This window comes from Pantoea sp. PNA 14-12 (genome assembly GCF_004364735.1).
GTDB classification, from domain to species: domain Bacteria; phylum Pseudomonadota; class Gammaproteobacteria; order Enterobacterales; family Enterobacteriaceae; genus Pantoea; species Pantoea stewartii.
In genome coordinates this window covers 500832-525873 of sequence record NZ_SOAJ01000003.1, presented here as the reverse complement: position 1 = coordinate 525873, position 25042 = coordinate 500832, and the positions used below count along the sequence as shown (strand labels likewise).

Sequence of the window (25042 nt, the reverse complement as noted above, 5' to 3'; positions counted from 1 at the left end):
TTGTTGCGGTGTTATTGTTATAATCCTCATCAATACCAACAACAATTGCGCTATTCTTGCCCATTCAGTGAGGAAAATTCATCAATGACACTTTCGCGGGCCACCCTGCAGGAACTGGAAATGTTCAGCGCCATTGCGCATCACCGGAGCTTCCGCAAAGCCGCACAGGCACGCAACGTGACGCCGTCTGCGCTGAGCCACGCCATGCGTCATTTCGAACAACGGCTAGGAGTGAGATTACTCAACCGCACGACGCGCAGTGTCTCACTGACCCAGGCTGGACAACATTTCCTGCAGCGCATTCAGCCTGCCTTACTTGATTTATCGCAGGCCGTGGATGAACTTAACGACTGGCGAGCCCGGCCTCACGGTACGCTGAAACTCAATATGCCCCGCTCTGCAGAAGCGCTGTTTTTTGACAGCCTGATCCTGCCATTCCTCCAGCGCTATCCGGACATTACGCTGGAAATTGACAGTAACGATGCGCTGGTGGATATCCTTGAAGCCGGTTTTGATGCAGGCATTCGCTACGGTGATGTGCTGGCGCAGGATATGATCGCCCTGCCCTTTGGCCCGGCAATGCGTACACTGGTTGTCGCAAGCCCGGCGTTTATCGAACGTCATGGTGCCCCGCAAACACCGGACGATCTGCTGCAGTTTCCCTGCATTGAGCGGCGTTTCCCGAGCGGGCAACGCTATCGCTGGGAATTCATGCACGCAGGGAAAAAGCGGGAAGTCGCCGTCAGTGGCTCTCTGGTGCTGGACAACAACGAACGAATATTGCAGGCCGCCCTTGCGGGAGCAGGGATTGCTTTTCTGCAGGAGGCCGTGGTCAGTGCCAGTCTGCGAAGTGGCTCACTCGTTGAGCTGTTAAGTCACTATACGGAGAATGCCGATGGCTTCTGGCTCTACTATCCTGGCTGGCGTTATGTCTCTGCACCATTACGTCATTTTATTGACTGGTTACGTGTTAATAATAACGAAGTGATCAACCATCAAAATTAACAGCAACATAAGAACCGAGAAATAATTATTTTAAAATAGTCATGAAAGAATCAGCATAAATAACATTTAAAATATAAAAGACAGAAATTTTTATTTATTAGCATTATGAAAAAATAAAAAACCAGGGGACAGTAAAATAATAAATGCGTAGACTGCGGTTGGGCGCCTGAAGCTTTCTGCTTTGGGTAAGAACCTGAGGTGGAAAGAGGAAGGAACCGCTCACATTAATCAGTCACCTAATGCGAGCGGAGGTCACTACCCTAACACCTCAACACTGTCAGGGTAGCCCCTCGCTCGATGAAAATCAAGAGAGGTGCCACCATGAAGTCGAAATACGGTTTACTTGTTATTAGCGGGTTAATTCTCTTAGGATTGAGTTTATCAAACCGAGGTTCATTATGTGAGCTTCGCCTCAGAATAATGAGTGCTGAACTTTCGGCTGTCTTGAATTACGAAACCAGGCAGTAAAACTTCGTTAGTGGCGGAGTTTACTCCGCCCTATATGCCAGTGTAAATGTGTTAGCGCAGGCGCCCTTTCCTTTATTGATTTTCTTATTCGATAATAATCAGCATAAAAAAACGGCCCCATAAGGGGCCGCTATGACTGTCCTGAGACTTATTTCTTCTTCGCTTTCGCGTTAGGCAGATCGGTGATGCTGCCTTCAAAAATTTCAGCCGCCAGTCCTACGGATTCATGCAGGGTTGGGTGCGCATGAATGGTCAGCGCAATATCTTCTGCGTCACAGCCCATTTCAATGGCCAGACCGATTTCACCCAGCAGTTCACCGCCGTTCGTTCCGACAATGGCACCACCGATAACACGATGGGTCTCTTTGTCGAAAATCAGTTTGGTGATGCCATCTGCACAGTCAGAAGCAATCGCACGGCCTGATGCCGCCCACGGGAATGTGGCGGTTTCATAGCTGATGCCTTTCTCTTTCGCTTCTTTCTCAGTCAGACCGACCCAGGCAACTTCTGGCTCAGTATAGGCAATGGAAGGAATCACTTTCGGATCGAAGTAGTGTTTCAGACCTGAAATGACTTCTGCCGCAACATGGCCTTCATGCACGCCTTTGTGTGCCAGCATTGGCTGACCTACAATGTCGCCGATCGCATAAATGTGTGGCACATTGGTGCGCATCTGCTTGTCAACGCGGATGAAGCCGCGATCGTCAACTTCGACACCGGCTTTGTCAGCATCCAGGCCTTTACCGTTCGGTACACGACCAATCGCAACCAGAACCGCATCATAACGCTGAGCCTCACCCGGCGCTTTTTTGCCTTCCATCGAAACATAGATACCGTCGTCCTTGGCTTCTACGGCGGTCACCTTGGTTTCCAGCATCAGGTTAAATTTCTTGCTGATACGTTTGGTAAAGACTTTAACCACGTCTTTATCGGCCGCCGGGATAACCTGGTCAAACATCTCGACCACGTCGATCTCTGAACCCAGCGCATGGTAAACGGTAGCCATTTCCAGACCGATGATTCCGCCACCCATAACCAGCAGACGCTTAGGCACTTCTTTCAGTTCCAGTGCGTCAGTGGAATCCCATACACGAGGATCTTCATGAGGAATGAATGGCAGTTCGATAGGACGTGAACCTGCAGCGATAATGGCGTTATCGAAGTTAATAGTGGTTGCGCCACCTTCACCTTCGACCACCAGCGTATTGGCACCGGTAAATTTGCCCAGGCCATTAACCACTTTCACTTTACGCCCTTTCGCCATGCCAGACAGGCCGCCGGTCAGTTGGTTAATCACCTTCTCTTTCCAGCTACGGATTTTGTTGATATCCGTTTGCGGCTGACCAAACACAATGCCGTGTTCTTCGAGCGCTTTCGCTTCTTCAATCACTTTAGCAACGTGCAGCAGCGCTTTAGACGGGATACAGCCTACGTTAAGACAGACACCACCGAGGGTGCTGTAGCGCTCAACCAGTACGGTTTCCAGACCTAAGTCAGCGCAACGAAAAGCTGCAGAGTAACCTGCAGGACCTGCCCCAAGTACCACGACCTGAGTTTTAATCTCTGTACTCATCATGACCTCTTATTGGATTTCCGGCGGGTCAGACGCTGAGCCTATCCCATTAGGCTAGTTAACTGGCCATATTGCGTCTGCTGCTGCAAACATTCCCCTATCGGATTTGCCTGCCGTGACTCAATCTGACTGCGCCAATTATGCCTAATGGAATAGGCTCATAATGTCCTTATTCCACCGGGACATGTTCACCGCAAGAGTTTACAGAATTGTTAATAAACTGCCAACAGCGGTGCCCTGAATGTTACAAAAAGGCCGGCATTTGCCGGCCTTTTGCGCTTTTTACATAACCAGACGACGAATGTCTGACAGCATATTGCCAATAATAGTAATGAAACGTGCACCATCCGCACCGTCGATAACACGGTGATCGAAGGACAGAGAGATCGGCATCATCAGACGTGGTGCAAACTCTTTACCGTTCCATACAGGCTCCATTGCGGATTTGGACACGCCAAGGATGGCCACTTCCGGCGCGTTAACAATCGGCGCAAAGTGCGTGGTGCCCAGGCCGCCCAGGCTGGAGATGGTGAAACAACCGCCCTGCATATCGCCTGCGGTCAGTTTGCCATCGCGCGCCTTTTTAGAGACCGCCATCAGCTCACGAGACAGCTCGGTGATGCCCTTCTTGTTCACGTCTTTAAAGACCGGAACGACCAGACCATTTGGCGTATCGACCGCCACGCCGATGTTGATGTATTTTTTCAACGTCAGCTTCTGCGCGTCTTCAGACAGGGAGCTGTTGAAACGTGGCATCTGCTCAAGCGCTGCAGCGACAGCTTTCATGATGAAAACAACTGGCGTGTATTTCACGTCCAGTTTGCGCTTCTCGGCTTCGGCGTTCTGCTGCTTACGGAAAGCTTCCAGATCGGTAATATCGGTTTTATCAAAGTGGGTTACGTGTGGGATCATCACCCAGTTACGGCTCAGGTTGGCACCCGAGATTTTCTGGATACGGCCCAGTTCCACTTCTTCAACTTCACCGAACTTACTGAAGTCAACTTTCGGCCATGGCAGCATGCCCGGCAATCCGCCACCGCTGGCTGCGGCTGGCGCAGCCTCTGCGCGTTTCACTGCATCTTTCACGTAAGCCTGAACGTCTTCTTTCAGGATACGGCCTTTGCGTCCTGTGCCTTTCACCTTCGCCAGGTTAACGCCAAATTCACGCGCCAGGCGACGAATCACCGGCGTGGCGTGCACATAGGCTTCATTCTCAGTAAACTCGCCTTTGCTGTCTGCTTTTGGTTCAGGGGCAGCGGCAGCGGCAGCGGCAGCGGCAGCGGCAGGCTTAGATTCCGCCGCCGCAGGGGCAGGGGCCGACTCTTTCTTAGCCGCCGGTGCCGCGGCAGGGGCAGCGCCTTCCACTTCAAACACCATGATCAGCGAACCGGTGCTGACTTTATCGCCCGTCGCGACTTTCAGTTCTTTGACGGTGCCCGCGAACGGTGCCGGAACTTCCATCGACGCCTTATCGCCTTCCACTACAATCAGTGACTGCTCAGCCTCGACTTTATCGCCGACCTTCACCAGCACTTCGGTGACTTCAACTTCGTCGCCGCCGATGTCAGGTACGTTAACGTCTTTTGCCCCTGCGGCCGCAGCGGGTGCCGTCGCAGCCTCTTCTTTCACTTCTGGCTTCGCATCAGCAGCCGGTGCAGCACCCTCTGTTTCAAAGACCATGATGTGAGAGCCGGTATTCACTTTATCGCCGGTGGCGATTTTAATCGCTTTCACCACGCCCGCGAACGGTGCCGGGACTTCCATTGAGGCTTTGTCGCCTTCAACGACGATCAGCGATTGTTCAGCTTCAACTTTGTCGCCCACTTTCACCAGAATTTCGGTGACTTCGACTTCGTCACCACCGATATCCGGTACGTTAACGTCTTTGCTGGCGCTGGCAGACGCAGCGGCGGCAGGGGCGGCCTCAGCTTTTTTCTCTTGAGCTGGCGCCGGTGCCGCTTCAGCAGCACCTTCTGCGTCAAACATCATGATCAGCGAGCCGGTTTCCACTTTGTCACCGGTTGCGATTTTGATCTCTTTTACTACGCCGGCCTGCGGCGAAGGCACTTCCATAGAGGCTTTATCGCCTTCTACAGTGATCAGCGACTGCTCGGCTTCCACCTTATCGCCAACCTTGACCAGAATTTCGGTGACTTCAACTTCGTCTGACCCGATATCCGGTACCTTGATTTCAATAGCCATTACTCTGTTACCTCTTAAGCCAGACGCGGGTTAACTTTATCGGCATCGATCTTGAACTTCACGATCGCATCCGCCACGACTTTCTTATCGATTTCGCCACGTTTAGCCAGTTCACCCAGCGCCGCTACCACAACGTATGCTGCATCCACTTCAAAGTGGTGACGCAGATTTTCACGGCTGTCAGAGCGGCCAAAGCCGTCGGTGCCCAGCACACGGTAATCGCTTGAAGGCACGTAGCTGCGAACCTGCTCAGCAAACAGCTTCATGTAGTCAGTTGATGCGACAGCGGGTGCTTCGTTCATCACCTGAGCGATGTAAGGCACACGCGGCGCTTCTGTCGGATGCAGCATGTTCCAGCGCTCACAATCCTGACCATCGCGGGCCAGTTCGGTGAACGAGGTAACGCTGTAAACGTCCGAACCGATGCCGTAATCAGCCGACAGGATCTGCGCGGCTTCACGCACATGGCGCAGGATAGAACCTGAACCCAACAGCTGAACTTTACCTTTGCTACCGTCTACGGTTTCCAGCTTGTAGATACCTTTACGGATACCTTCTTCGGCACCTTTCGGCATCGCTGGCATGTGGTAGTTTTCGTTCAGCGTAGTGATGTAGTAATAAATGTTTTCCTGCGCTTCACCGTACATGCGTACCAGACCGTCGTGCATGATGACAGCCACTTCGTAGGCATACGCTGGATCGTAGGAGATACAGTTTGGAATGGTCAGTGACTGAATATGGCTGTGACCATCTTCATGCTGCAGACCTTCACCATTTAGCGTAGTACGGCCTGAGGTACCGCCGACCAGGAAGCCGCGCGCCTGCTGGTCACCCGCCAGCCACATCAAATCACCAATGCGCTGGAAGCCAAACATCGAATAATAGATGTAGAACGGAATCATCGGCAGGTTGTTAGTGCTGTATGAGGTCGCCGCCGCCAGCCAGGACGATCCTGCGCCCAGCTCGTTGATCCCTTCCTGCAGAATCTGACCTTTCTCGTCTTCTTTATAGTAAGCCACCTGCTCGCGGTCCTGCGGCGTGTACTGCTGACCGTTCGGGCTGTAGATACCAATCTGACGGAACAGGCCTTCCATACCAAAGGTACGGGCTTCATCGGCAAGAATCGGTACCAGACGATCTTTAATCGACTTGTTCTTCAGCATCACATTCAGCGCACGCACAAACGCGATGGTGGTAGAGATCTCTTTGTTCTGCTCTTCCAGCAGCGCACTGAACTCTTCCAGAGCCGGCATTTCCAGCTTTTCCGTGAAGTTAGGCTGACGTGAAGGCAGGTAACCGCCTAACTTCTCGCGCTGACCATGCAGGTAGTTGTACTCTTCGGAACCTTTCTCAAAGGTGATGTAAGGCAGCGACTCAATTTTGTCGTCTTCGACCGGCACGTTGAAACGATCACGGATATAGCGTACGCCATCCATGTTCATCTTCTTCACCTGGTGCGCGATGTTCTTGCCTTCTGCGGTGTCACCCATACCGTAACCTTTGATGGTATGAGCCAGAATCAGAACCGGCTTGCCTTTGGTGTCCTGCGCTTTTTTCAGTGCCGCGTAAATTTTCTTCGGATCGTGACCACCACGGTTCAGTGACCAAATCTCATCGTCTGACCAGTCTTTCACCAGCGCAGCGGTTTCCGGATATTTACCGAAGAAGTGCTCACGCACGTAGGCACCATCACGCGATTTAAACGTCTGGTAGTCGCCGTCGACGGTTTCGTTCATCAGTTGGATCAGTTTACCGCTGGTGTCATTGCGCAGCAGTTCATCCCAACGACCGCCCCAGATAACCTTGATCACTTCCCAGCCAGCACCGGCAAAAATGCCTTCCAGCTCGTTGATGATCTTACCGTTACCGGTGACCGGTCCATCCAGACGCTGCAGGTTACAGTTGATGATAAAGACCAGGTTATCCAGTTTTTCACGGGTCGCGATAGTGATCGCACCTTTGGATTCTGGTTCATCCATCTCGCCGTCGCCCAGGAACGCGTAAACGGTCTGGCCAGAAGTGTCTTTCAGACCACGGTGTTCCAGGTACTTCAGGAACTTAGCCTGATAGATAGCGTTGAGTGGGCCCAGGCCCATTGAAACGGTCGGGAACTGCCAGAACTCCGGCATCAGTTTTGGATGCGGATAAGAAGACAGGCCTTTACCATCGACTTCCTGACGGAAGTTATTCATCTGCTCTTCGGTCAGACGGCCTTCCAGGAAAGCACGGGCATAGATACCCGGAGAAATGTGGCCCTGGAAGTACACCAGATCGCCGCCATCTTTCTCACTGCGCGCGCGGAAGAAGTGGTTAAAACACACTTCATAGATAGTGGCAGAAGACTGGAAGGAGGACATGTGGCCGCCAAGCTCCAGATCTTTCTTCGATGCGCGCAACACCGACATGATGGCGTTCCAGCGGATAGCGGATCGGATACGACGTTCAAGTGAGGTGTTGCCCGGATATTCCGGTTCATCTTCAACGGCAATAGAGTTGATATAGTTACTGATAGCGGCAGCACCGCCAGCAACTTTCACACCGCCTTTACGGGCTGCACTCAGCACCTGATCAATCAGATACTGTGCACGTTCAACACCTTCTTCACGGATGACCGATTCGATCGCCTGTAGCCAGTCACGAGTTTCAATCGGATCCACGTCATTGTGTAAACGTTCTGACATGGGGGTATTCCTTATCTGTGTCTAATACGTTGAAAAATCGGGAGCCTGTTAACGTCAGGGAGACAGGCTCGTCGCACATGTCCGCACGGTCTTTGCCGCGCGTTATTCCTTACGTTGCTGTAAACGACGTAGGGAGCGTTCTCGACGGCTCTGCTCCCGACTTCTGTCCAGCAAGATTTCCTCAATGAACGCCAGGTGACGGTGTGATGCCTCGCGTGCTTGTTCTGGCTCACGAGCCACAATCGCCTCAAAAATTCTGGCGCGGTGACCGCTCACTTTCGCCAGCATTTCCCGGCGAGAGTAGAGCAATTCAAAATTCTGTCGGACATTCTGTTCCAGCATAGGGCCCATTGATCGTAGCAAATGCAAAAGCACGACATTATGGGCCGCTTCTGTGACAGCGATCTGATACTTCATCACTGCGTCTGCTTCAGCGTCGAGATCGCCGCTGTCCTGCGCCTGTTGGATATGAAGATGACAGTCGCGAATACGCTGCAAATCTTCTTCTGTGCCACGCAGTGCCGCATAGTAAGCCGCAATGCCTTCTAAAGCGTGGCGCGTTTCCAGCAGATCAAACTGAGATTCCGGATGTTCGGCGAGTAGCTCTACGAGTGGATCGCTCATGCTCTGCCAGAGATGTTTTTGTACGAATGTTCCGCCGCCCTGACGGCGTAATAACAATCCTTTCGCTTCTAATCGCTGGATTGCCTCACGGAGAGACGGACGTGAAACATCGAATTGTTTGGCGAGTTCGCGCTCGGGGAGCAACTTCTCTCCCGGCTGCAGCGTCCCTTCCATAATGAGGGATTCCAGTTGCTGCTCAATCGCATCGGAGAGTTTGGGTTGACGAATCTTGCTATAAGCCATCTTCCCTTCTTAAAGTATGCCGGTCAAACAAAGTAAATTGGTAATACCAATTCAAAAAAGGTGCCCGTAAAGTAACAAAGTATTCACCTTGTGTCTATACGGCATCTGTGACACTTCAGTGAAGGAATGCGGGATGCGCGCGTTAAATCCAGAGATAAAAGTGGAGAATCAGGCCATACCTGGACGTTAATTTTTTTAACCTTTACCAAAAATTACACAGCATGTATGACTAAACCGATTTAGCCATCAGCGCCTGGTCAGCGCAGTTTGCTGCCGTTTTTCTCATCGGGGGTTAATAAGACGGCAGACCGTTTGATTCTTTTTAAGCCAACTCGTACCGGGGCTGGCGAAAGCAGGTGCAAAGCCCTGCGCTTATCACTATTCTGTTGGTCAGGTTACAGCTGGCGGCATTACGCAAGTCTGACACCTTAAAAACATCATTCTTAAGTGTATTTAATTCTTTACAGTCAGCACATTCTGAAGCGAAGAATAACAACATCATGAGGTGTGTATGGAACAACAGCACGGTGAATCGCTGAAGCGCGGTTTAAAAAATCGCCATATACAGTTGATCGCCTTGGGCGGTGCAGTGGGAACCGGCCTGTTTCTGGGCAGCGCGTCGGTCATCAAATCCGCAGGTCCCGCCGTTATTTTAGGCTATGCGATTGCCGGGTTTATCGCCTTTCTTATCATGCGTCAGTTGGGTGAAATGGTGGTCGAGGAGCCCGTTGCCGGGAGCTTCAGCCACTTTGCCTATAAATACTGGGGAAATTTTGCCGGTTTCGCCTCTGGCTGGAACTACTGGGTGCTGTATGTGCTGGTCGCCATGGCGGAGCTGAGTGCCGTCGGTAAATACATTCAGTTCTGGGCGCCCGATTTTCCCACCTGGGCATCAGCCGCTATCTTCTTCGTGCTGATTAATGCCATTAACCTGACGAACGTTAAAGTGTTTGGTGAAATGGAGTTCTGGTTTGCCATTATTAAAGTTATCGCGGTGATTGCGATGATCCTGTTTGGCGGCTGGTTACTGTTCAGTGGTACCGGTGGGCCGCAGGCAACCGTGCGTAACCTGTGGGAACACGGCGGCTTTATGCCGAATGGCCTCGGTGGGCTGGTGATGGTTATGGCGATTATCATGTTCTCCTTTGGCGGTCTGGAACTGGTCGGGATTACGGCGGCAGAAGCGGACAATCCTGAAACCACGATTCCAAAAGCCACCAACCAGGTGCTGTGGCGTATCCTGATTTTCTATATCGGCTCGCTGGCAGTGCTGCTGTCATTAATGCCGTGGACGCGCGTGACTGAAGATACCAGCCCCTTTGTGTTTATCTTCCACGAACTGGGCGATGCCATGGTTGCCAATGCACTGAACGTGGTGATCCTCACCGCCGCACTGTCGGTCTATAACAGCTGCGTTTACTGTAACAGCCGCATGTTGTTTGGTCTGGCCCAGCAGGGGAATGCGCCAAAAGCGCTGCTGAACGTGGACCGCCGCGGTGTGCCCGTGATGAGTATTCTGGTGTCAGCCGTCGCCACCGCGCTGTGCGTGCTGCTGAACTTCCTGATGCCGGGTGAGGCGTTTGGTCTGCTGATGTCGCTGGTCGTGTCTGCGCTGGTCATCAACTGGGCGATGATTAGCCTGGCGCACCTGAAATTCCGTAAAAAGAAAAACCAGCAGGGCGTTACCACCCGTTTCAAAGCGGTACTGTACCCTGTGGGTAACTGGGTTTGCCTGATCTTCCTGGCTGGCATCCTGGTCCTGATGGCGATGACGCCAGGCATGGCCATTTCCGTATGGCTCATTCCTGTCTGGCTGATCATCCTGGCTATTGGCTATTTCATCAAGAATAAGACGCAAAAAGCCTGACGGCATTGCCAGCCCGCCGACAGAAAGCGGCGGGCTGGCAGTCGGTAAACCCGACCCTGCTCACACTTCTCCCTGCACGGCTGTTTTGTCCATCATCCCAACAATTTCGTGCCGCGCCGCCTGTGGATTAAACATTAATAATCCTTTTATGTTTAATTCCTCTGCAGGTTACAACAATGACAGATAACCCCCTCTCATTCAGAGAAAAGCTGGGCTATGGCATGGGTGATGCGGGGTGCAACATGATCGGTGGCGCTGTCATGCTGTTCCTCAGCTATTTCTATACCGACGTTTTTGGCTTAGCACCGGCCTTAGTGGGCGTGCTGTTACTCTCGGTGCGCATTCTGGACGCCATCACCGACCCGATAATGGGCGCGATAGCTGACCGTACCAAAAGCCGCTGGGGACGTTTCCGTCCCTGGTTACTGTGGGTGTCAGTGCCCTACGTTATATTCAGTGTACTGATGTTTACCACGCCAGACTGGAGCTATTCCAGCAAGGTCGTCTGGGCCTTTACCATCTACTTTTTCATGTCCCTGGCCTATACCGCCATTAATATCCCCTACTGCTCGCTGGGTGGCGTCATGACTAACGATCCCGGTGAGCGTGTCTCCTGCCAGTCGTACCGGTTTGTCATGGTCGGCATTGCCACCCTGATTCTGTCACTGTCGTTGCTGCCGATGGCGGAATGGTTTGGCGGTGCGAACAAGGCGCGGGGTTATCAGATGGCGATGGCTGTGCTGGCCCTGGTGGGACTGGCAATGTTTCTGTTCTGCTTCGCCACCGTGCGAGAACGTATTCAGCCTGCCGTCCCTACTCATGATGAGCTGAAAAACGATTTGCGTGATGTGTGGAAGAACGATCAGTGGGTGCGCATCTTGCTGTTGACACTTTGCAATGTCTGCCCGGGTTTTATTCGTATGGCAGCAACCCTGTATTACGTGACCTGGGTCATGGGACAAACGGCGCACTTTGCCACGCTGTTTATCAGCCTGGGCGTGGTTGGCATGATGCTGGGTAGCACGCTGGCAAAAGTCCTCACCGACCGCTGGTGTAAGTTGAAAGTCTTTTTCTGGACCAATATCGCCCTTGCCCTGTTCTCCTGCGGTTTCTACTGGCTTGATCCCCACGCCACCGTGACAGTCGTTATCGCTTACTTTCTGCTTAATGTCCTTCATCAAATTCCCTCCCCTTTACACTGGTCTTTGATGGCGGATGTGGACGATTACGGTGAATGGAAAACCGGTAAGCGTATTACCGGCATCAGCTTTTCAGGCAATCTGTTCTTTCTCAAGGTCGGACTGGCCGTCGCGGGGGCGATGGTCGGCTTTCTGCTCTCGGCTTACGGTTATGATGCAGGTGCGAAACAGCAATCGGCTCACGCGCTCAACGGCATTGTCCTGCTGTTTACCGTTATCCCCGGGACTGGCTATTTGATTACCGCGGGCGTGGTGCGACTGATGAAAGTGGATCGCACATTAATGCAAACCATTCAACGCGATCTTGCCCTCCGCCAGATTCAGGCGCACGAAAAACACCCTACCGAGCTTCCGACTGGAGAGTTGAAATGAGCGAAAACTGGCCCAACCCCTTTATTGAACGGCGCGCCGATCCGTTTATCCTGCGCCACGGAGAACACTATTACTTTATTGCTTCCGTACCGGAATATGATCGTCTTGAGCTACGTCGTGCCAGCACGCTAACGGCCTTACGCACCGCGACACCGGTCGTGGTCTGGCGTAAACCCGATATTGGGCCGTTCAGTGAGCTGATCTGGGCACCGGAGTTGCATCGTATTGCAGAACACTGGGTTATCTATTTTGCCGCAGCGCCTTCGCGCGATATCAAAGATGGCTTGTTTCAGCACCGGATGTACGCGCTGGTGTGCAACGATGACGACCCGTTCAGTGGCCACTGGCAGCCCCCGCGCCAGGTGTTAAGTCATCTCGACAGTTTTGCGCTGGATGCCACCCACTTTGTTCACCAGGGGAAAAACTGGTACTTATGGGCGCAGAAAGATCCTGCAATTCCAGGGAATTCCAACCTCTATCTGGCTGAATTGCGTAATCCATGGACGCTCAAAGGCAAACCGGTGATGCTGAGCCGTCCGGAATATGAATGGGAGTGCGCGGGGTTTAGCGTCAACGAAGGCGCGGCCGCGATAGTGCATGGTGACTGGCTGTTTATTACCTATTCTGCCAGCGCAACGGATGAAAACTATTGCATGGGCCTGCTTTCCATTCCGCGTGATGCCGATCCGCTGAACGCGATGGCCTGGCAGAAATCAGCGCGTCCGGTCTTTGCAACCAGTTGGGAAAACCGCCAGTATGGACCGGGACACAGTTGTTTTACTCAGGATGAGGACGGGCGCGATCTGCTGGTCTATCACGCACGCAATTATACAGAAATTGAGGGCGATCCCCTTTGGGACGGTAATCGCCATACGCGTCTGAAATATTTTCACTGGCGTGAGGATGGCACACCCGACTTCGGGATTCCCCCTGCCGACTACACCAACGTGCCGTAAATGGTCAGCAACGCCACAACCACCACCAGCACCAGCGAAATGCGCTTCGCCAGCGCCACGGCGACACGTGGCGTTGCGACCTTATCGCTGTGCGGATCGCGAGCCAGCGAAAACTGCGCCAGCGTGGTTAAAACCTGGTACTGCGAGTGGTGCCTGTCCGTCAGCGAGGCAAACCAGGCAGGCAAGGCTTTCTCACCGTGCCCCAGCAGCGCATAGGCAACGCCCGCCAGCCGCACCGGGAGCCAGTCAACCACATGCAGAATGCTGTCCACGCCAGACTGAGAGCGGGCCATGGGCGTGCAGTGTTTTGCCAGCCAGCTTTGCCAGGCGCGTAAAAACGCATACCCCACGAGTAACACCGGTCCCCAGGCACCGCCCACCACGAACCAAAACATCGGTGCCAGATAGAAACGGAAGTTAATCCAGATGAGCGCATTCTGAAGCTCACGAAGGAATTCGCGTTCGCTGCACTCAACAGGCACACCGTGGATCAGGGTTAACTCTGCCGCCATGGCCTGATGTGCCGCGGCGTCATCACGACTCGCCGCCTGCAAATACGTATGATAGTGCTGACGCACCACACCCGCTCCGATGCACAGTAACCCCACCACGATCCAGAACAGAAGCTGAGGAATACCAAACAAAATGCCTTTCAGGCTCCCGACCACCAGCGCGGTCAGGCCCATCGCGATAATCAGCATCAGCAGTGTGCGCATCACCGAAAAGTGCTGACGGCGACGAAACACAGGCTCCAGCCGGTGATCCAGTTGCCAGTGCTCCCCCAGCTTAAACAGCCGTTCCCAACCTAAAACCAGTAACAAGGTAAATAACGTCATAGTTACTCCAATTTTTGTTGCTGTAACCGCTGTTTAAAATCGTCCCAGTCAAACGCCGGGCCGGGATCGGTTTTCCGTCCCGGTGCAATATCACTGTGGCCGGTAATGCGCGCAGGCGTTAACGGATAATGGGCTAACAACGTCTGCGTGACCTGATGCAGAGCGGCGTATTGTGCCTCGGTATAAGGTTCAATATCCGTGCCCTCCAGTTCAATGCCAATTGAAAAGTCGTTGCAGTTTTCCCGCCCCTCAAACTGCGAGATGCCAGCGTGCCAGGCACGTTTATCAAAGGGGACATATTGCACGATTTCGCCATCACGTCGGATAAGGCAGTGCGCCGCAACGCGCAGATGAGCAATCTCAGCAAAGTAGGGATGCGCGTCGGCAGGCAGCGTGCCGGTGAACAGTTTATCAATCCACGGGCCGCCGAATTCGCCGGGCGGCAGGCTGATATTGTGAATGACCAGAAGGGATGGCGCTTCATTATGCGGCCGATCATTACAATGGGGGGACGGCACCTGTCGCACACCGGACAGCCAACCTTTTTCTACTTTCATGCTGGATTCTCTTCGCAGGACCGGTTTGAGAATAGCATGAATTTTAAGGGATTATTGCGTCAAAATGCGTTGCGCTATCGGGCTGATAAACGCACATGTTAAGTATACTAAACAAAAAGTGACTAAGGACTGGTGCCTTCGCGCTATTCAGGCTATGGTAATCGCCTCTGTTAGCTGACATTTACTGGAGCGGAACGCGTATGTCTGTGCGTCGCTATGATCCTGACAGTCGCCATCAGGCGCTGCTTGAACGTATTGAAAATGATATCCCCGAGGCCGTTGAACGCGCATTAAAGGAAGATCTCGGCGGTGAGACAGAGAGCGACCGCGACATTACCGCGCAGCTCCTGCCAGCCGACAGTCGGGCACATGCTCAGGTTATTACCCGTGAAGCCGGTGTTTTTTGTGGTAAACGCTGGGTCGAAGAGGTGTTTAACCAGTTAGGCGCGCACACCGCCCTGACATGGCATGTGGAAGATGGACAACATGTTATCCCGGATCAACCCCTGTTTGAGGTTGACGGGCCAGCCCGCCTGTTGCTGACGGCCGAACGCACCGCATTGAATTTTGTACAAACCTTGTCCGGCGTCGCCACGGAAGTCAGCCGCTATGTCGCGCTGCTGGAAGGCACACAGACACAGCTTCTGGATACACGCAAAACATTGCCAGGCCTGCGAACAGCGCTGAAATACGCCGTGCTGTGCGGTGGCGGCAGTAATCATCGCCTCGGCCTGTCCGATGCGTTTCTGATTAAAGAAAACCATATTATTGCCAGCGGCTCAATTCGTCAGGCCGTCGAAAAAGCCTTTTGGCTTTATCCGGATGTCCCTGTGGAAGTCGAAGTTGAATCGCTGAAAGAGCTGGAAGAGGCACTGGCTGCGGCAGCCGACATCATCATGCTGGACAATTTTTCCCTTCAGGCGATGCGCGAGGCGGTGAAGATCACGGCTGGTCGTGCGCTACTGGAGGTGTCAGGCAACGTCACCGAAACGACGATTCGGGACATCGCCGAGACCGGTGTGGATTATGTCTCTGTCGGCGCGCTGACTAAGCATGTGCGTGCTCTGGATCTGTCGATGCGCTTTCAGGCGCAATAATCTCTGTTGCCGTGCCGCCGGCACGGCCTGTTTTGTGCACCAGCATCCAGTGACGTAGTCCTGTTCCTGTAACCCTCCAGATTTATTGCCTGCCCTTTTCCACTCTCCGGGTTTCCTGCTGTTATTACCCACAGCGTCTTCCTAGACTGCGGCCTTCTTACTCAGGAGGCAAATATGCACTATCAACAAGGATTCACGTTAGTTGAATTAATGATTGTGGTCGGCATCGTGGCGATCCTCAGCGCTATCGGGCTGCCTGCCTATCAAAATTATCTGCAGCGCGCCGCGCTGACCGACATGCTGCAAACCATGGTGCCCTTTAAGACGGCCGTTGAGCTTTGCGCGATTGAACGCGGCGGGCCTGAACAGTGTCAGGCCGGGCAACGCGGTATTCCGCAGGGCACAACATCACGTTACGTGTCGGCGATCACCGTGGTCAACGGCATGATTACCCTGACCGGGCAGGAGAGCCTGAATGGATTAAGCGTAGAAATGCTGCCCGTCTGGGACAGTAACGAAGGCACGCTCGTCTGGCAGCGTACCTGTACCAGCACTAACACCACGTTACGTGACAACTGTCAGGAACAATTCCGCTTTGACAGTCGTGGGGGCACAAATGAGTAAACCCGACGATGCGATAGCGCTGATCTGTCAGCGCTATCGCGCCATCATCCTCGACCACAACGCGACGCATTTACGTCTTGCTGTCGCTGAGCAGGTTCCGCCAGGACTGGCCGAAGCCCTGCAATTTGCCAGCCCGTGTCAGATCGCTATTGAGTGCTGGCCGCAGGCCCGGCTCGAACAGGCTGAAGCGATGCATAGCCCCTTGTGTGCTAAAGAGGGTGCCGCCACAGAATCGGCAATCGATACCGCCAGCCAGCTTCTGCATCAGGCCGCACAGCGGCGGGCCTCAGACATCCATATTGAGCCTTATCAGCACAGCCTGCGTATTCGTCTGCGCATTGACGGCGTGTTGCATCCCCTGCCCCTGCAACGGGACATACAGCCAGCGGCTCTGCTGGCGCGGCTTAAAATTTTGGCCGGACTGGATATTGCCGAACGTCGTCTGCCACAGGACGGTCAGTTCAGCCATGAGATTGACGGTCAGGTCGCTTCCTTTCGGCTCTCAACGTTGCTGACGCAGGGCGGAGAGAAAGCCGTCGTACGTTTGCTGCAGCGGGAAGGCGCTACACTGTCCCTGGACTCGCTGGGCTTACCCGCGGCACCGCTGCGCCTGCTCAAGGCTGCGCTGGCACAGCCCCAGGGCCTGATTCTGGTCACGGGCCCAACCGGCAGTGGAAAAACGTTTACCCTTTACAGCGGACTGAGCGCGATTAATCAGCCCGGAAAGAACATTTGCAGTGTGGAAGATCCCATTGAGATCCCTTTGCCGGGCATCAATCAGACGCAAATTAATCCAAAGTATGGGCTCGATTTTAATCGCGTGTTACGCGCGCTGCTTCGCCAGGATCCGGATGTCATCATGATAGGCGAAATACGTGACGGCGAGACCGCTGAAATTGCCGTAAAAGCCGCGCAAACCGGTCATCTTGTCCTCTCGACTTTGCACACTAACTCAACGGCTGAAACGCTAACGCGCTTACGCCAGATGGGCATTCCTGGTTATTTACTGGGCTCAGCGTTGCGCCTGATTATTGCTCAGCGCCTGGTCAGACGCCTGTGTCCGCACTGTCGTGAACCTGCACAGGCCGTGGCACATCTCCCGGCGTCAGTCTGGCCAGGCACGTTACAAACCTGGCGGGCACCGGGTTGCGATCACTGCTTTTCGGGTTATTTTGGCCGTCTGGCTTTATTCGAACTCCTGCCCGTTACAGCCAAACTGCAAAATGCTATCGCCGCCGAAATGCCTCTGGAGGAGGTATTGGCGCTGGCAAAACAGCAAGGGATGCGCACGCTACAGGCTTCGGGGCTGGACGCTGTCAGCCGCGGCGAAACCTCCCTGGAGGAGATGCAGCGCGTTATTGGGCTCGAATCATGACGCACCTTTTTCTTTATCGCTGGTATGCCGTAGATACACAGGGCAGACTGCAAACGGGTTATCATCTGGCCCCCGACAGTGAGACGCTGTCTGACGACCTTTCGCGCCGGCACTTAGTGCCGGTGAGCGAGAAGCGGGAAAAAATGATGCGCCGACGTGACTGGCGGTCACAGCATAAAATTGATTTCATTCGCCAGCTCGCCACCCTGCTAAAGGCGGGCCTTCCTTTATCGCAAAGCCTTGATCTGCTGGCATCAGGTCACCCGCATGCCGCCTGGCGGGCGTTGATGCAGGCCTTACAGCATCACGTCTTGCGTGGCGAGCCATTTTCGCAGGCATTACGCCAGTGGCCAGAGGTTTTTCCGCCACTTTTCGCTGCGCTAATGGCGGTCGGCGAGCTGACCGGTCAGTTGGATATCTGCTGCGAACAACTGGCGCAGCAACAAACACGTCAGCAGCATTTGCGCGCTAAGGTTCTGAAAGCCCTGCGTTATCCCCTGTTTATTCTGTTCGTGGCGTTGGCCGTCACCTGCGGTATGTTACTGTTTGTCTTGCCGGAGTTTGTTTCCGTCTATGCCTCGTTTGACGCGCCTTTACCCGCCTTCACCGCCGCCGTTATCACCGTGTCCGACGCATTACAGGCGGGCGGATTGCCGCTAATCGGGGGCATTGCCCTGCTGGCGACGGGCTGGTACCACGCGCGACGGCGCTCTGAAAACTGGCAGCGCTGTGAGCAACGCGCCCTGCTGCGTGTGCCGGTTATCGCCGGGCTATGGCAGGGTAGTCAACTGACGCAAATCTACAGTGTGTTGCAACTGACCCAGCAGGCAGGATTAACCCTGCTCCAGGGACTTGATGCGGCCTGTGTCACGTTGTCATCGCGGCTGTGGCAGGATGCCATCAAGGCTATTCAGCAGCACATTGCGCAAGGCAATCCTCTGCACCAGGCGTTGCACATGCATCCCCTGTTTACGCCACTTTGTCGTCAGTTGATTCGTGTGGGCGAAGAGTCAGGCGCACTGGATGTGATGCTGGCGCGTCTGGCTGAATGGCATGAAAGAGAAACGCTGACGCGGGCCGATAATCTGGCCGCCTCGCTGGAACCCGTGATGATGGTGGTGATTGGCGGCATTGTCGGCACACTGGTGATCGCCATGTATCTGCCTGTGTTTGGGCTAGGTGAGGCCATGCAGTAAAGGTGCTCCGTTCCTTTACTGCATGCTGAGCATGCGGGGTTAACGGGAAAAGATGCGGTTTTCCTGCTCGGCCACCCGAATAAACGTGGTGCGCTTGGTTAACTCTTTTAGCCGCTCAGCTCCCACATAGGTGCAGGCAGAACGAAGTCCGCCGAGAATATCGCGAAGGGTTTCTTCTACCGGCCCGCGCAAGGGGAGTTTCACTGTTTTCCCTTCTGCCGCACGATATTCCGCCACGCTTCCCGCATGACGTTTCATCGCGGATTCTGAGCTCATGCCGTAAAACAGCATAAACCGCTCGCCGTTTTCTTCTGTAATTCGGCCTTCGCACTCATCATGTGCCGCCAGCATGCCGCCCAGCATGACAAAATCCGCGCCGCCACCAAACGCTTTGGCGATATCACCCGGCACAGCGCATCCGCCATCGCTGACAATTTGCCCACTCAGGCCGTGCGCCGCATCGGCGCACTCAATCACGGCTGAGAGCTGCGGATATCCCACGCCGGTTTTGACGCGCGTGGTGCAGACTGAGCCCGGTCCAATCCCCACCTTCACGATATCCGCTCCGGACAGGATTAACTCTTCGACCATTTCCCCCGTGACGACGTTACCCGCACAAATCGTTTTGCCCGGGAAGATCTCACGCGCACGCTTCAGGAAATCGACAAAGTGCTCAGAATAACCATTGGCAACGTCAATACAGATGAACTGCAGGTCATCGCAAATGGCCATGACCGCGATAAGTTTGGTGAGATCGGCGTCTGAGGTGCCGGTAGATACCATCACATATTTCAGTACTGATGCCGGTACGCGTTGAACAAACGTCCGCCAGTCTTCCACACTGTAGTGTTTGTGTACGGCTGTTAAGACATTGAAACTGGCCAGCGCCTCGGCCATTGAAAAAGTCCCCACCGTATCCATGTTGGCCGCGATAACAGGTACGCCGCGCCAGTCCAGGCCGGAGTGTTTGAACGTAAAGCTGCGATCCAGTTCGACCTGAGATCGGCTTTTCAGCGTGGAGCGCTTTGGACGAATCAGTACGTCTTTAAAGCCCAGTTTCAAATCTTCTTCAATGCGCATACATAATGTCCTGGTAAGAGGTTATTCATCGCCATGAAGGGCGTTATCACAAAGCCAGTCACCTCATGATACGCGCCATTTGCACCGCAACAAGAGTGCGAATTTCACTTTATTTACGCTACAATCCATCAGATTCGACGGCGTCTTTCTAACGAAATCGGACGCGCAACATGATCGTGTCGTAACGCTTTGGCTTACCTGTGACTGAACGACTAAGAGAGTGAGAGTGAGAGATACGCCCTACACGGTGGCGCTGACCGGTGGCATTGGCAGCGGCAAGAGCACTATTGCCGCTTACTTTGCTGCAGAAGGCGTGACGATCATTGACGCTGATGTCATTGCCCGCGAGGTCGTCGAGCCGGGCACGCCTGCTCTGCAGGCGATTGTTGCACGCTATGGTGACAGTATTCTGACCGATCAGGGAACACTGCAACGTGCGCGCTTAAGAGAGATTATTTTTGCGGCACCTGATGAAAAAAACTGGCTAAACGCGCTGCTCCATCCCCTGATTAACGCCCGCACACAGCAGCTTAAAGCGCAGGCGACCTCACCTTATGTCCTGTGGGTCGTGCCGTTGCTGGTTGAAAACCAGCTCCAGCATCAGGCCGATCGGGTTTTGGTTATCGACACCGATGAAGAAACACAGCTGAAACGTACGCTCGCACGCGACAACGTTTCTCCTGAGCAGGCTAAACGCATTCTTGCGGCACAGGCGACGCGCCAACAGCGCCTCGCCTGTGCCGATGATATTATTGATAACAGTGGCGCGCCTGAAAATGCGCTACCCCAGGTTGCCAGACTTCATCAGCGTTATCTGAAGTTTGCGGCAGCGAAACAGGATTAATCCATGAGTACAGTCGTTCTGTTTGAACATCCACTGAATGAAAAAATGCGCACCTGGCTGCGTGTCGAATTCCTGATCGATCAGTTGCATCAGGTTACGCCATTGGAAAATACCGCCACGGCACTGACTTTTTTTCGTCTGATCGGCGAACTGCTGGATATCTTTGAACGCGGCGACATGCGCACCGAGTTGCTGAAAGAGCTTGAGCGTCAGCAAACCAAACTGCGCGCGTGGGCGGATGTGCCCGGCGTCGATATGTCCGTGGTGGATGCATTGCGCGACAAACTAAAAGCACAATCTGTTCTGCTTAACAGTGCGCCGCGTATGGGGCAGCAACTGAGGGAAGATCGTCTGATTGCTCTGGTTCGTCAGCGGCTCAGTATTCCGGGCGGGTGCTGCAGTTTCGATCTGCCTGGTCTGCACATCTGGCTGCATCTGCCGCAGACAACACGTGATGCGCAGGTGACAAGCTGGATGGAAACCCTGATACCGCTGCACAGCACACTGGCCATGTTGCTCGATTTAATCCGTCAGTCGGGCACTTACCGTTTACAAACCAGTCTGAACGGTTTTTATCAGGATAATGCCGAAGGCGCCGATCTTCTGCGTCTGCAACTGGACATAGAGGACGCACTTTATCCTCAGGTATCCGGTCATAAGAGCCGTTTTGCGATACGTTTTATGCCACTGGACAGTGAGCGCGGTGAAGTCCCTGCGCGCCTCAACTTCCAACTGGCCTGTTGTTAGAGGTGAACATGCAGGAAGAAATTATGACCGTTAACTGTCCGCAGTGCGGTAAAACGGTTATCTGGGATGAACTGAGCCCGTGGCGGCCGTTTTGCAGCAAACGTTGTCAGTTAATTGACCTTGGCGAATGGGCTGCGGAAGAAAAGCGCATACCCAGCAGCGATGAGTTGAACGACAGTGACAACTGGAGTGAAGAAGAACGCTAAGTCACGCGGTGGGGCATAATGCCCCACCCTGTTACAGTTCGCCTGCCACCAGACGCGCTATCAGTTCATGATTTGCCGCCGGAAATTCTTCAGCGATCAGCGCCCGCTGTTCGACCCAACGCTGTGGCTGACCTTCTTTGCCCCAGGGTTCACCTTTCCAGCCTTCGACCAGGAAAAAATGCAGCGTCACACGCAGATCGTCATAGGTATGATCTTTGATGCCAATGGCGCGGGCATCAGTCACCTCAATGCCGGTCTCTTCGAGCAGTTCGCGCACTAAACCCTGCTCAGGGCTTTCACCCGCTTCAATTTTACCGCCGGGAAATTCCCACTTATTGGCCATGTAGGAGGAAGCCGCACGCTGGGCAAGAAAAATGTGTTTATCAGCATTGCGGATAATGCCGACGGCAACCTGCAGGTGCTTCATGAAGGTATCCTGAAGAGTAGGTGAATGAGCGCTGATTCTAAAACATGTTAAGCGGGTTGTTAACCGCGCCATCGTTCAGCGGACAAAAAGCCAAAAAAAAGGAGCCAGAGGCTCCTTTTCAGTCAACACGTTATCAGGCCAGGCGACCATGACACTGTTTGTATTTCTTACCTGAACCGCATGGGCAAGGATCGTTACGTCCGACTTTACGCTCGCCGCCCTGCTGGGCAAGCGACTCGGCCGCCAGCACATCTTCGCTGACATGGCTGAGATGCTGCTGCTGCGCCAGACGCTCTGCCTCTTCGCGACGTTGCTGCTCCATCGCTTCCACTTCTTCTGGCATTCGCACCTGCACCTTGCTCAGTGTGCTGATTACTTCATACTTCAGCGTTTCAAGCATGGCGGCAAACATGGCAAACGATTCACGTTTATATTCCTGCTTCGGATCTTTCTGCGCGTAGCCACGTAAGTGGATGCCCTGACGCAGATAATCCATTGCCGCCAGGTGCTCTTTCCACAGGGAGTCCAGCGTTTGCAGCATCACGCCTTTCTCAAAGTTACGCATCATCTCCGCGCCCACGATCTCTTCTTTCGCCGCATAGCTATCGGCAGCGTGTTTCATAATGCGCTCACGCAGCGTCTCTTCATGCAGGTCCGGTTCTTTATCCAGCCATTCACTGATTGGCAGATCCAGATCGAAATCGTTACGCAGGCGCTCTTCCAGTCCTGGTACGTCCCACATTTCTTCCAGTGACTGCGGTGGAATGTAGCTGTCGATAATCGATTTATAGACGTCTTCGCGAATACTGTTGATGGTATCGGAGACATCAGAAACATCCAGCAGCTCATTACGCTGGCTATAGATCGCGCGGCGTTGGTCATTCGCCACATCATCGTATTCCAGCAGTTGCTTACGAATATCGAAGTTACGGCTTTCCACTTTACGCTGTGCGTTGGCAATGGCTTTGGTTACCCACGGGTGCTCAATGGCCTCGCCCGGTTTCATTCCCAGCTTGCGCATCATGTTAGAAACACGATCAGAGGCAAAAATACGCATCAGCGCATCTTCCATTGACAGGTAGAAACGTGAAGAACCCGCGTCCCCCTGACGACCCGCACGACCGCGCAGCTGGTTGTCAATACGACGCGATTCATGGCGTTCCGTACCGACGATATGTAAGCCACCTGACGCCAGCACGGCATCATGGCGAACCTGCCAGGCCGCTTTAATCGCCTCGATCTGCTCTTCAGTCGGATCCTGCAGCTCAGCGACTTCGGCATGCCAGCTACCGCCCAGCATAATATCGGTACCACGGCCCGCCATGTTGGTGGCGATGGTCACGGCACCCGGCTGACCAGCCTGAGCAACAATATCCGCTTCGCGGGCGTGGAATTTGGCGTTCAGAACATTGTGCTTAATGCCTGCGCGTGTCAGCTCGTTTGATACAACTTCTGACTTCTCGATCGAAATCGTACCTACCAGTACCGGTTGCCCTTTCGCGGTACGTTCGCGAATATCCTCAATAATGGCATCGATCTTCTCTTTCTCTGTCATGTAGACCAGATCGGCCAGATCTTTACGCACCATCGGACGGTTGGTTGGCACAACGATGGTATCGAGCTTGTAGATGGAGCTGAACTCAAACGCTTCTGTATCAGCCGTACCCGTCATACCGGCCAGCTTTTCATAGAGGCGGAAGTAGTTCTGGAAGGTGATCGATGCCAGCGTCTGGTTTTCGTTCTGGATTTCAACGCCTTCTTTGGCTTCAACGGCCTGATGCAGACCATCAGACCAGCGACGTCCTTGCATGGTACGACCGGTATGCTCATCGACAATGATGACTTCGCCATCTTTAACGATGTAATCAACATCGCGCGTGAACAGCGCATGTGCACGCAGCGCAGCCGTCACGTGATGCATCAGCATGATATTCGTCGGTGAATAGAGGGATTCACCTTCCACCATAATGCCCTGACTCACCAGCAGCTCTTCGACTTTCACCAGGCCGCGCTCGGTCATGTGCGCCTGACGCGCTTTCTCGTCAACCCAGAAATCGCCTTCACCCTGGAAGTGGTCAGAATCTTCTTTTTCCTGACGGATCAGGTGAGGAATGATTTTGTTCACTTTGGTATAGAGTTCAGAGCTGTCTTCTGCCGGACCTGAGATGATCAGTGGCGTTCGCGCTTCGTCAATAAGGATGGAGTCGACCTCATCCACCAGCGCATAGTGCAGTTTACGCTGTACGCGCTCTTCAGGGCTGAACGCCATATTGTCGCGCAGATAGTCGAAGCCATATTCGTTGTTCGTACCGTAAGTGATGTCCGCTGCATAGGCTTCACGTTTGGCGACGGAAGGCAGACCTGACATGTTGATACCGACACTCAGGCCAAGAAATTCAAACAACGGGCGGTTATTTTCCGCATCACGCTGGGCCAGGTAATCGTTGACGGTAACAACATGAACACCTTTACCGGTCAGGGCATTCAGGTAGGCTGGCAGCGTTGCCGTAAGCGTTTTACCTTCACCGGTACGCATCTCAGCAATACAGCGGTTGTTAAGTACCATACCGCCAATCAGCTGGACATCAAAGTGACGCATGCCAAAGACGCGTTTACTGGCTTCACGCACGGTTGCAAAGGCTTCCGGAAGTAAACTCTCCAGCGACTCGCCTTTTTTCAGGCGCTCACGGAACAGTTCCGTTTTCGCTTTCAGTTCTTCATCAGAGAGCTTTTCAAAATCCGGTTCCATCTTATTGATGATATCAACGGTTTTACGCATGCGGCGCAAAGTACGATCATTGCTGCTACCAAAAACCTTGGTTAACATTTTGATTAACATAATAAATATATTCTCAATTCAGCC

Annotated in this window: 20 protein-coding genes; 11 read left to right on the top strand and 9 right to left on the bottom strand. The window is 53.5% G+C overall.

Translation table 11 applies throughout. The annotated features are described in order from the left end of the window. The first annotated feature begins 84 nt into the window (after positions 1-84). Positions 85-1005 (top strand): LysR family transcriptional regulator, encoded by a 921-nt coding sequence (locus C7434_RS13470; protein ID WP_133745535.1) that lies wholly within the window; start codon positions 85-87, stop codon positions 1003-1005. A 616-nt stretch (positions 1006-1621) separates the two neighbouring features. Here the strand turns inward: C7434_RS13470 and lpdA are convergent. The 4 genes from lpdA to pdhR form a co-directional block, all read right to left on the bottom strand. Continuing rightward, a complete protein-coding gene (lpdA, locus tag C7434_RS13465) occupies positions 1622-3046 on the bottom strand; it encodes a dihydrolipoyl dehydrogenase (protein WP_028724707.1) in 1425 nt (474 codons plus the stop codon). Between the two features lie 282 nt (positions 3047-3328). Continuing rightward, the gene (aceF, locus tag C7434_RS13460; protein ID WP_133745534.1) at positions 3329-5248 is read right to left on the bottom strand and encodes a pyruvate dehydrogenase complex dihydrolipoyllysine-residue acetyltransferase; all 1920 of its coding nucleotides are present in this window, start codon (positions 5246-5248) and stop codon (positions 3329-3331) included. A gap of 14 nt (positions 5249-5262) precedes the next feature. Continuing rightward, positions 5263-7929 (bottom strand): pyruvate dehydrogenase (acetyl-transferring), homodimeric type, encoded by a 2667-nt coding sequence (gene aceE / locus C7434_RS13455; RefSeq protein ID WP_033740274.1) that lies wholly within the window; start codon positions 7927-7929, stop codon positions 5263-5265. A 102-nt stretch (positions 7930-8031) separates the two neighbouring features. Continuing rightward, positions 8032-8796, bottom strand: coding sequence for a pyruvate dehydrogenase complex transcriptional repressor PdhR (gene pdhR, locus C7434_RS13450; protein ID WP_033740273.1), 765 nt, complete (start codon positions 8794-8796; stop codon positions 8032-8034). Positions 8797-9307: 511 nt separating this feature from the next. On the opposite strand from pdhR, the gene aroP reads away from it, so the two are divergent. The 3 genes from aroP to C7434_RS13435 all read left to right on the top strand — a co-directional run bounded on the left by aroP (position 9308) and on the right by C7434_RS13435 (position 13190). Continuing rightward, positions 9308-10663: an aromatic amino acid transporter AroP gene (aroP, locus tag C7434_RS13445; RefSeq protein ID WP_058702053.1), complete on the top strand. Its 1356-nt coding sequence runs from the start codon at positions 9308-9310 to the stop codon at positions 10661-10663. A 176-nt stretch (positions 10664-10839) separates the two neighbouring features. Then, positions 10840-12234, top strand: a complete 1395-nt coding sequence (locus C7434_RS13440; RefSeq protein ID WP_133745533.1) for an MFS transporter — start codon at positions 10840-10842, stop codon at positions 12232-12234. Then, the gene (locus C7434_RS13435; RefSeq protein WP_133745532.1) at positions 12231-13190 is read left to right on the top strand and encodes a family 43 glycosylhydrolase; all 960 of its coding nucleotides are present in this window, start codon (positions 12231-12233) and stop codon (positions 13188-13190) included. Before C7434_RS13440 ends, C7434_RS13435 begins: the two co-directional genes overlap by 4 nt. On the opposite strand, the gene ampE is transcribed toward C7434_RS13435, so the two are convergent. Then, positions 13172-14026: a beta-lactamase regulator AmpE gene (gene ampE, locus C7434_RS13430; protein WP_006117697.1), complete on the bottom strand. Its 855-nt coding sequence runs from the start codon at positions 14024-14026 to the stop codon at positions 13172-13174. The genes C7434_RS13435 and ampE overlap by 19 nt on opposite strands. A 2-nt stretch (positions 14027-14028) precedes the next feature. After that, a complete protein-coding gene (gene ampD, locus C7434_RS13425) occupies positions 14029-14583 on the bottom strand; it encodes a 1,6-anhydro-N-acetylmuramyl-L-alanine amidase AmpD (protein ID WP_006117696.1) in 555 nt (184 codons plus the stop codon). Positions 14584-14783: 200 nt separating this feature from the next. Here ampD and nadC point away from each other — a divergent pair, with 200 nt between their 5' ends. From nadC to hofC, 4 genes are all read left to right on the top strand, one after another. Next, positions 14784-15680 (top strand): carboxylating nicotinate-nucleotide diphosphorylase, encoded by an 897-nt coding sequence (nadC, locus tag C7434_RS13420; RefSeq protein ID WP_033740266.1) that lies wholly within the window; start codon positions 14784-14786, stop codon positions 15678-15680. A 174-nt stretch (positions 15681-15854) separates the two neighbouring features. Further along, positions 15855-16304 (top strand): prepilin peptidase-dependent pilin, encoded by a 450-nt coding sequence (ppdD, locus tag C7434_RS13415; protein WP_006117693.1) that lies wholly within the window; start codon positions 15855-15857, stop codon positions 16302-16304. Further along, the gene (gene gspE / locus C7434_RS13410; protein ID WP_054688150.1) at positions 16297-17679 is read left to right on the top strand and encodes a type II secretion system protein GspE; all 1383 of its coding nucleotides are present in this window, start codon (positions 16297-16299) and stop codon (positions 17677-17679) included. The genes ppdD and gspE overlap by 8 nt, the downstream gene beginning before the upstream one ends. Continuing rightward, the gene (gene hofC / locus C7434_RS13405) at positions 17676-18875 is read left to right on the top strand and encodes a protein transport protein HofC (RefSeq protein WP_133745531.1); all 1200 of its coding nucleotides are present in this window, start codon (positions 17676-17678) and stop codon (positions 18873-18875) included. The genes gspE and hofC overlap by 4 nt, the downstream gene beginning before the upstream one ends. 39 nt (positions 18876-18914) lie before the next feature. Here hofC and C7434_RS13400 read toward each other — a convergent pair whose 3' ends face one another. Beyond that, positions 18915-19955: a GMP reductase gene (locus C7434_RS13400; RefSeq protein ID WP_058709137.1), complete on the bottom strand. Its 1041-nt coding sequence runs from the start codon at positions 19953-19955 to the stop codon at positions 18915-18917. 226 nt (positions 19956-20181) lie between these two features. On the opposite strand from C7434_RS13400, the gene coaE reads away from it, so the two are divergent. The 3 genes from coaE to yacG are packed head-to-tail and all read left to right on the top strand — an operon-like array spanning position 20182 to position 21752. After that, on the top strand, positions 20182-20799 hold the full coding sequence (coaE, locus tag C7434_RS13395) for a dephospho-CoA kinase (protein ID WP_054634497.1): 618 nt from the start codon (positions 20182-20184) through the stop codon (positions 20797-20799). 3 nt (positions 20800-20802) lie between these two features. Then, complete coding sequence (gene zapD, locus C7434_RS13390; RefSeq protein WP_006117688.1) at positions 20803-21546, top strand: cell division protein ZapD; 744 nt, start codon at positions 20803-20805, stop codon at positions 21544-21546. An 8-nt stretch (positions 21547-21554) separates the two neighbouring features. Next, positions 21555-21752 carry a DNA gyrase inhibitor YacG gene (gene yacG, locus C7434_RS13385; protein WP_006117687.1) on the top strand — a complete coding sequence of 66 codons (198 nt, stop codon included), beginning with the start codon at positions 21555-21557 and terminating at the stop codon, positions 21750-21752. A 31-nt stretch (positions 21753-21783) separates the two neighbouring features. Here yacG and mutT read toward each other — a convergent pair whose 3' ends face one another. Continuing rightward, on the bottom strand, positions 21784-22179 hold the full coding sequence (gene mutT, locus C7434_RS13380) for an 8-oxo-dGTP diphosphatase MutT (RefSeq protein ID WP_006117686.1): 396 nt from the start codon (positions 22177-22179) through the stop codon (positions 21784-21786). Positions 22180-22312: 133 nt separating this feature from the next. After that, positions 22313-25018: a preprotein translocase subunit SecA gene (gene secA / locus C7434_RS13375; RefSeq protein ID WP_033740260.1), complete on the bottom strand. Its 2706-nt coding sequence runs from the start codon at positions 25016-25018 to the stop codon at positions 22313-22315. Between the last annotated feature and the right edge of the window lie 24 nt (positions 25019-25042).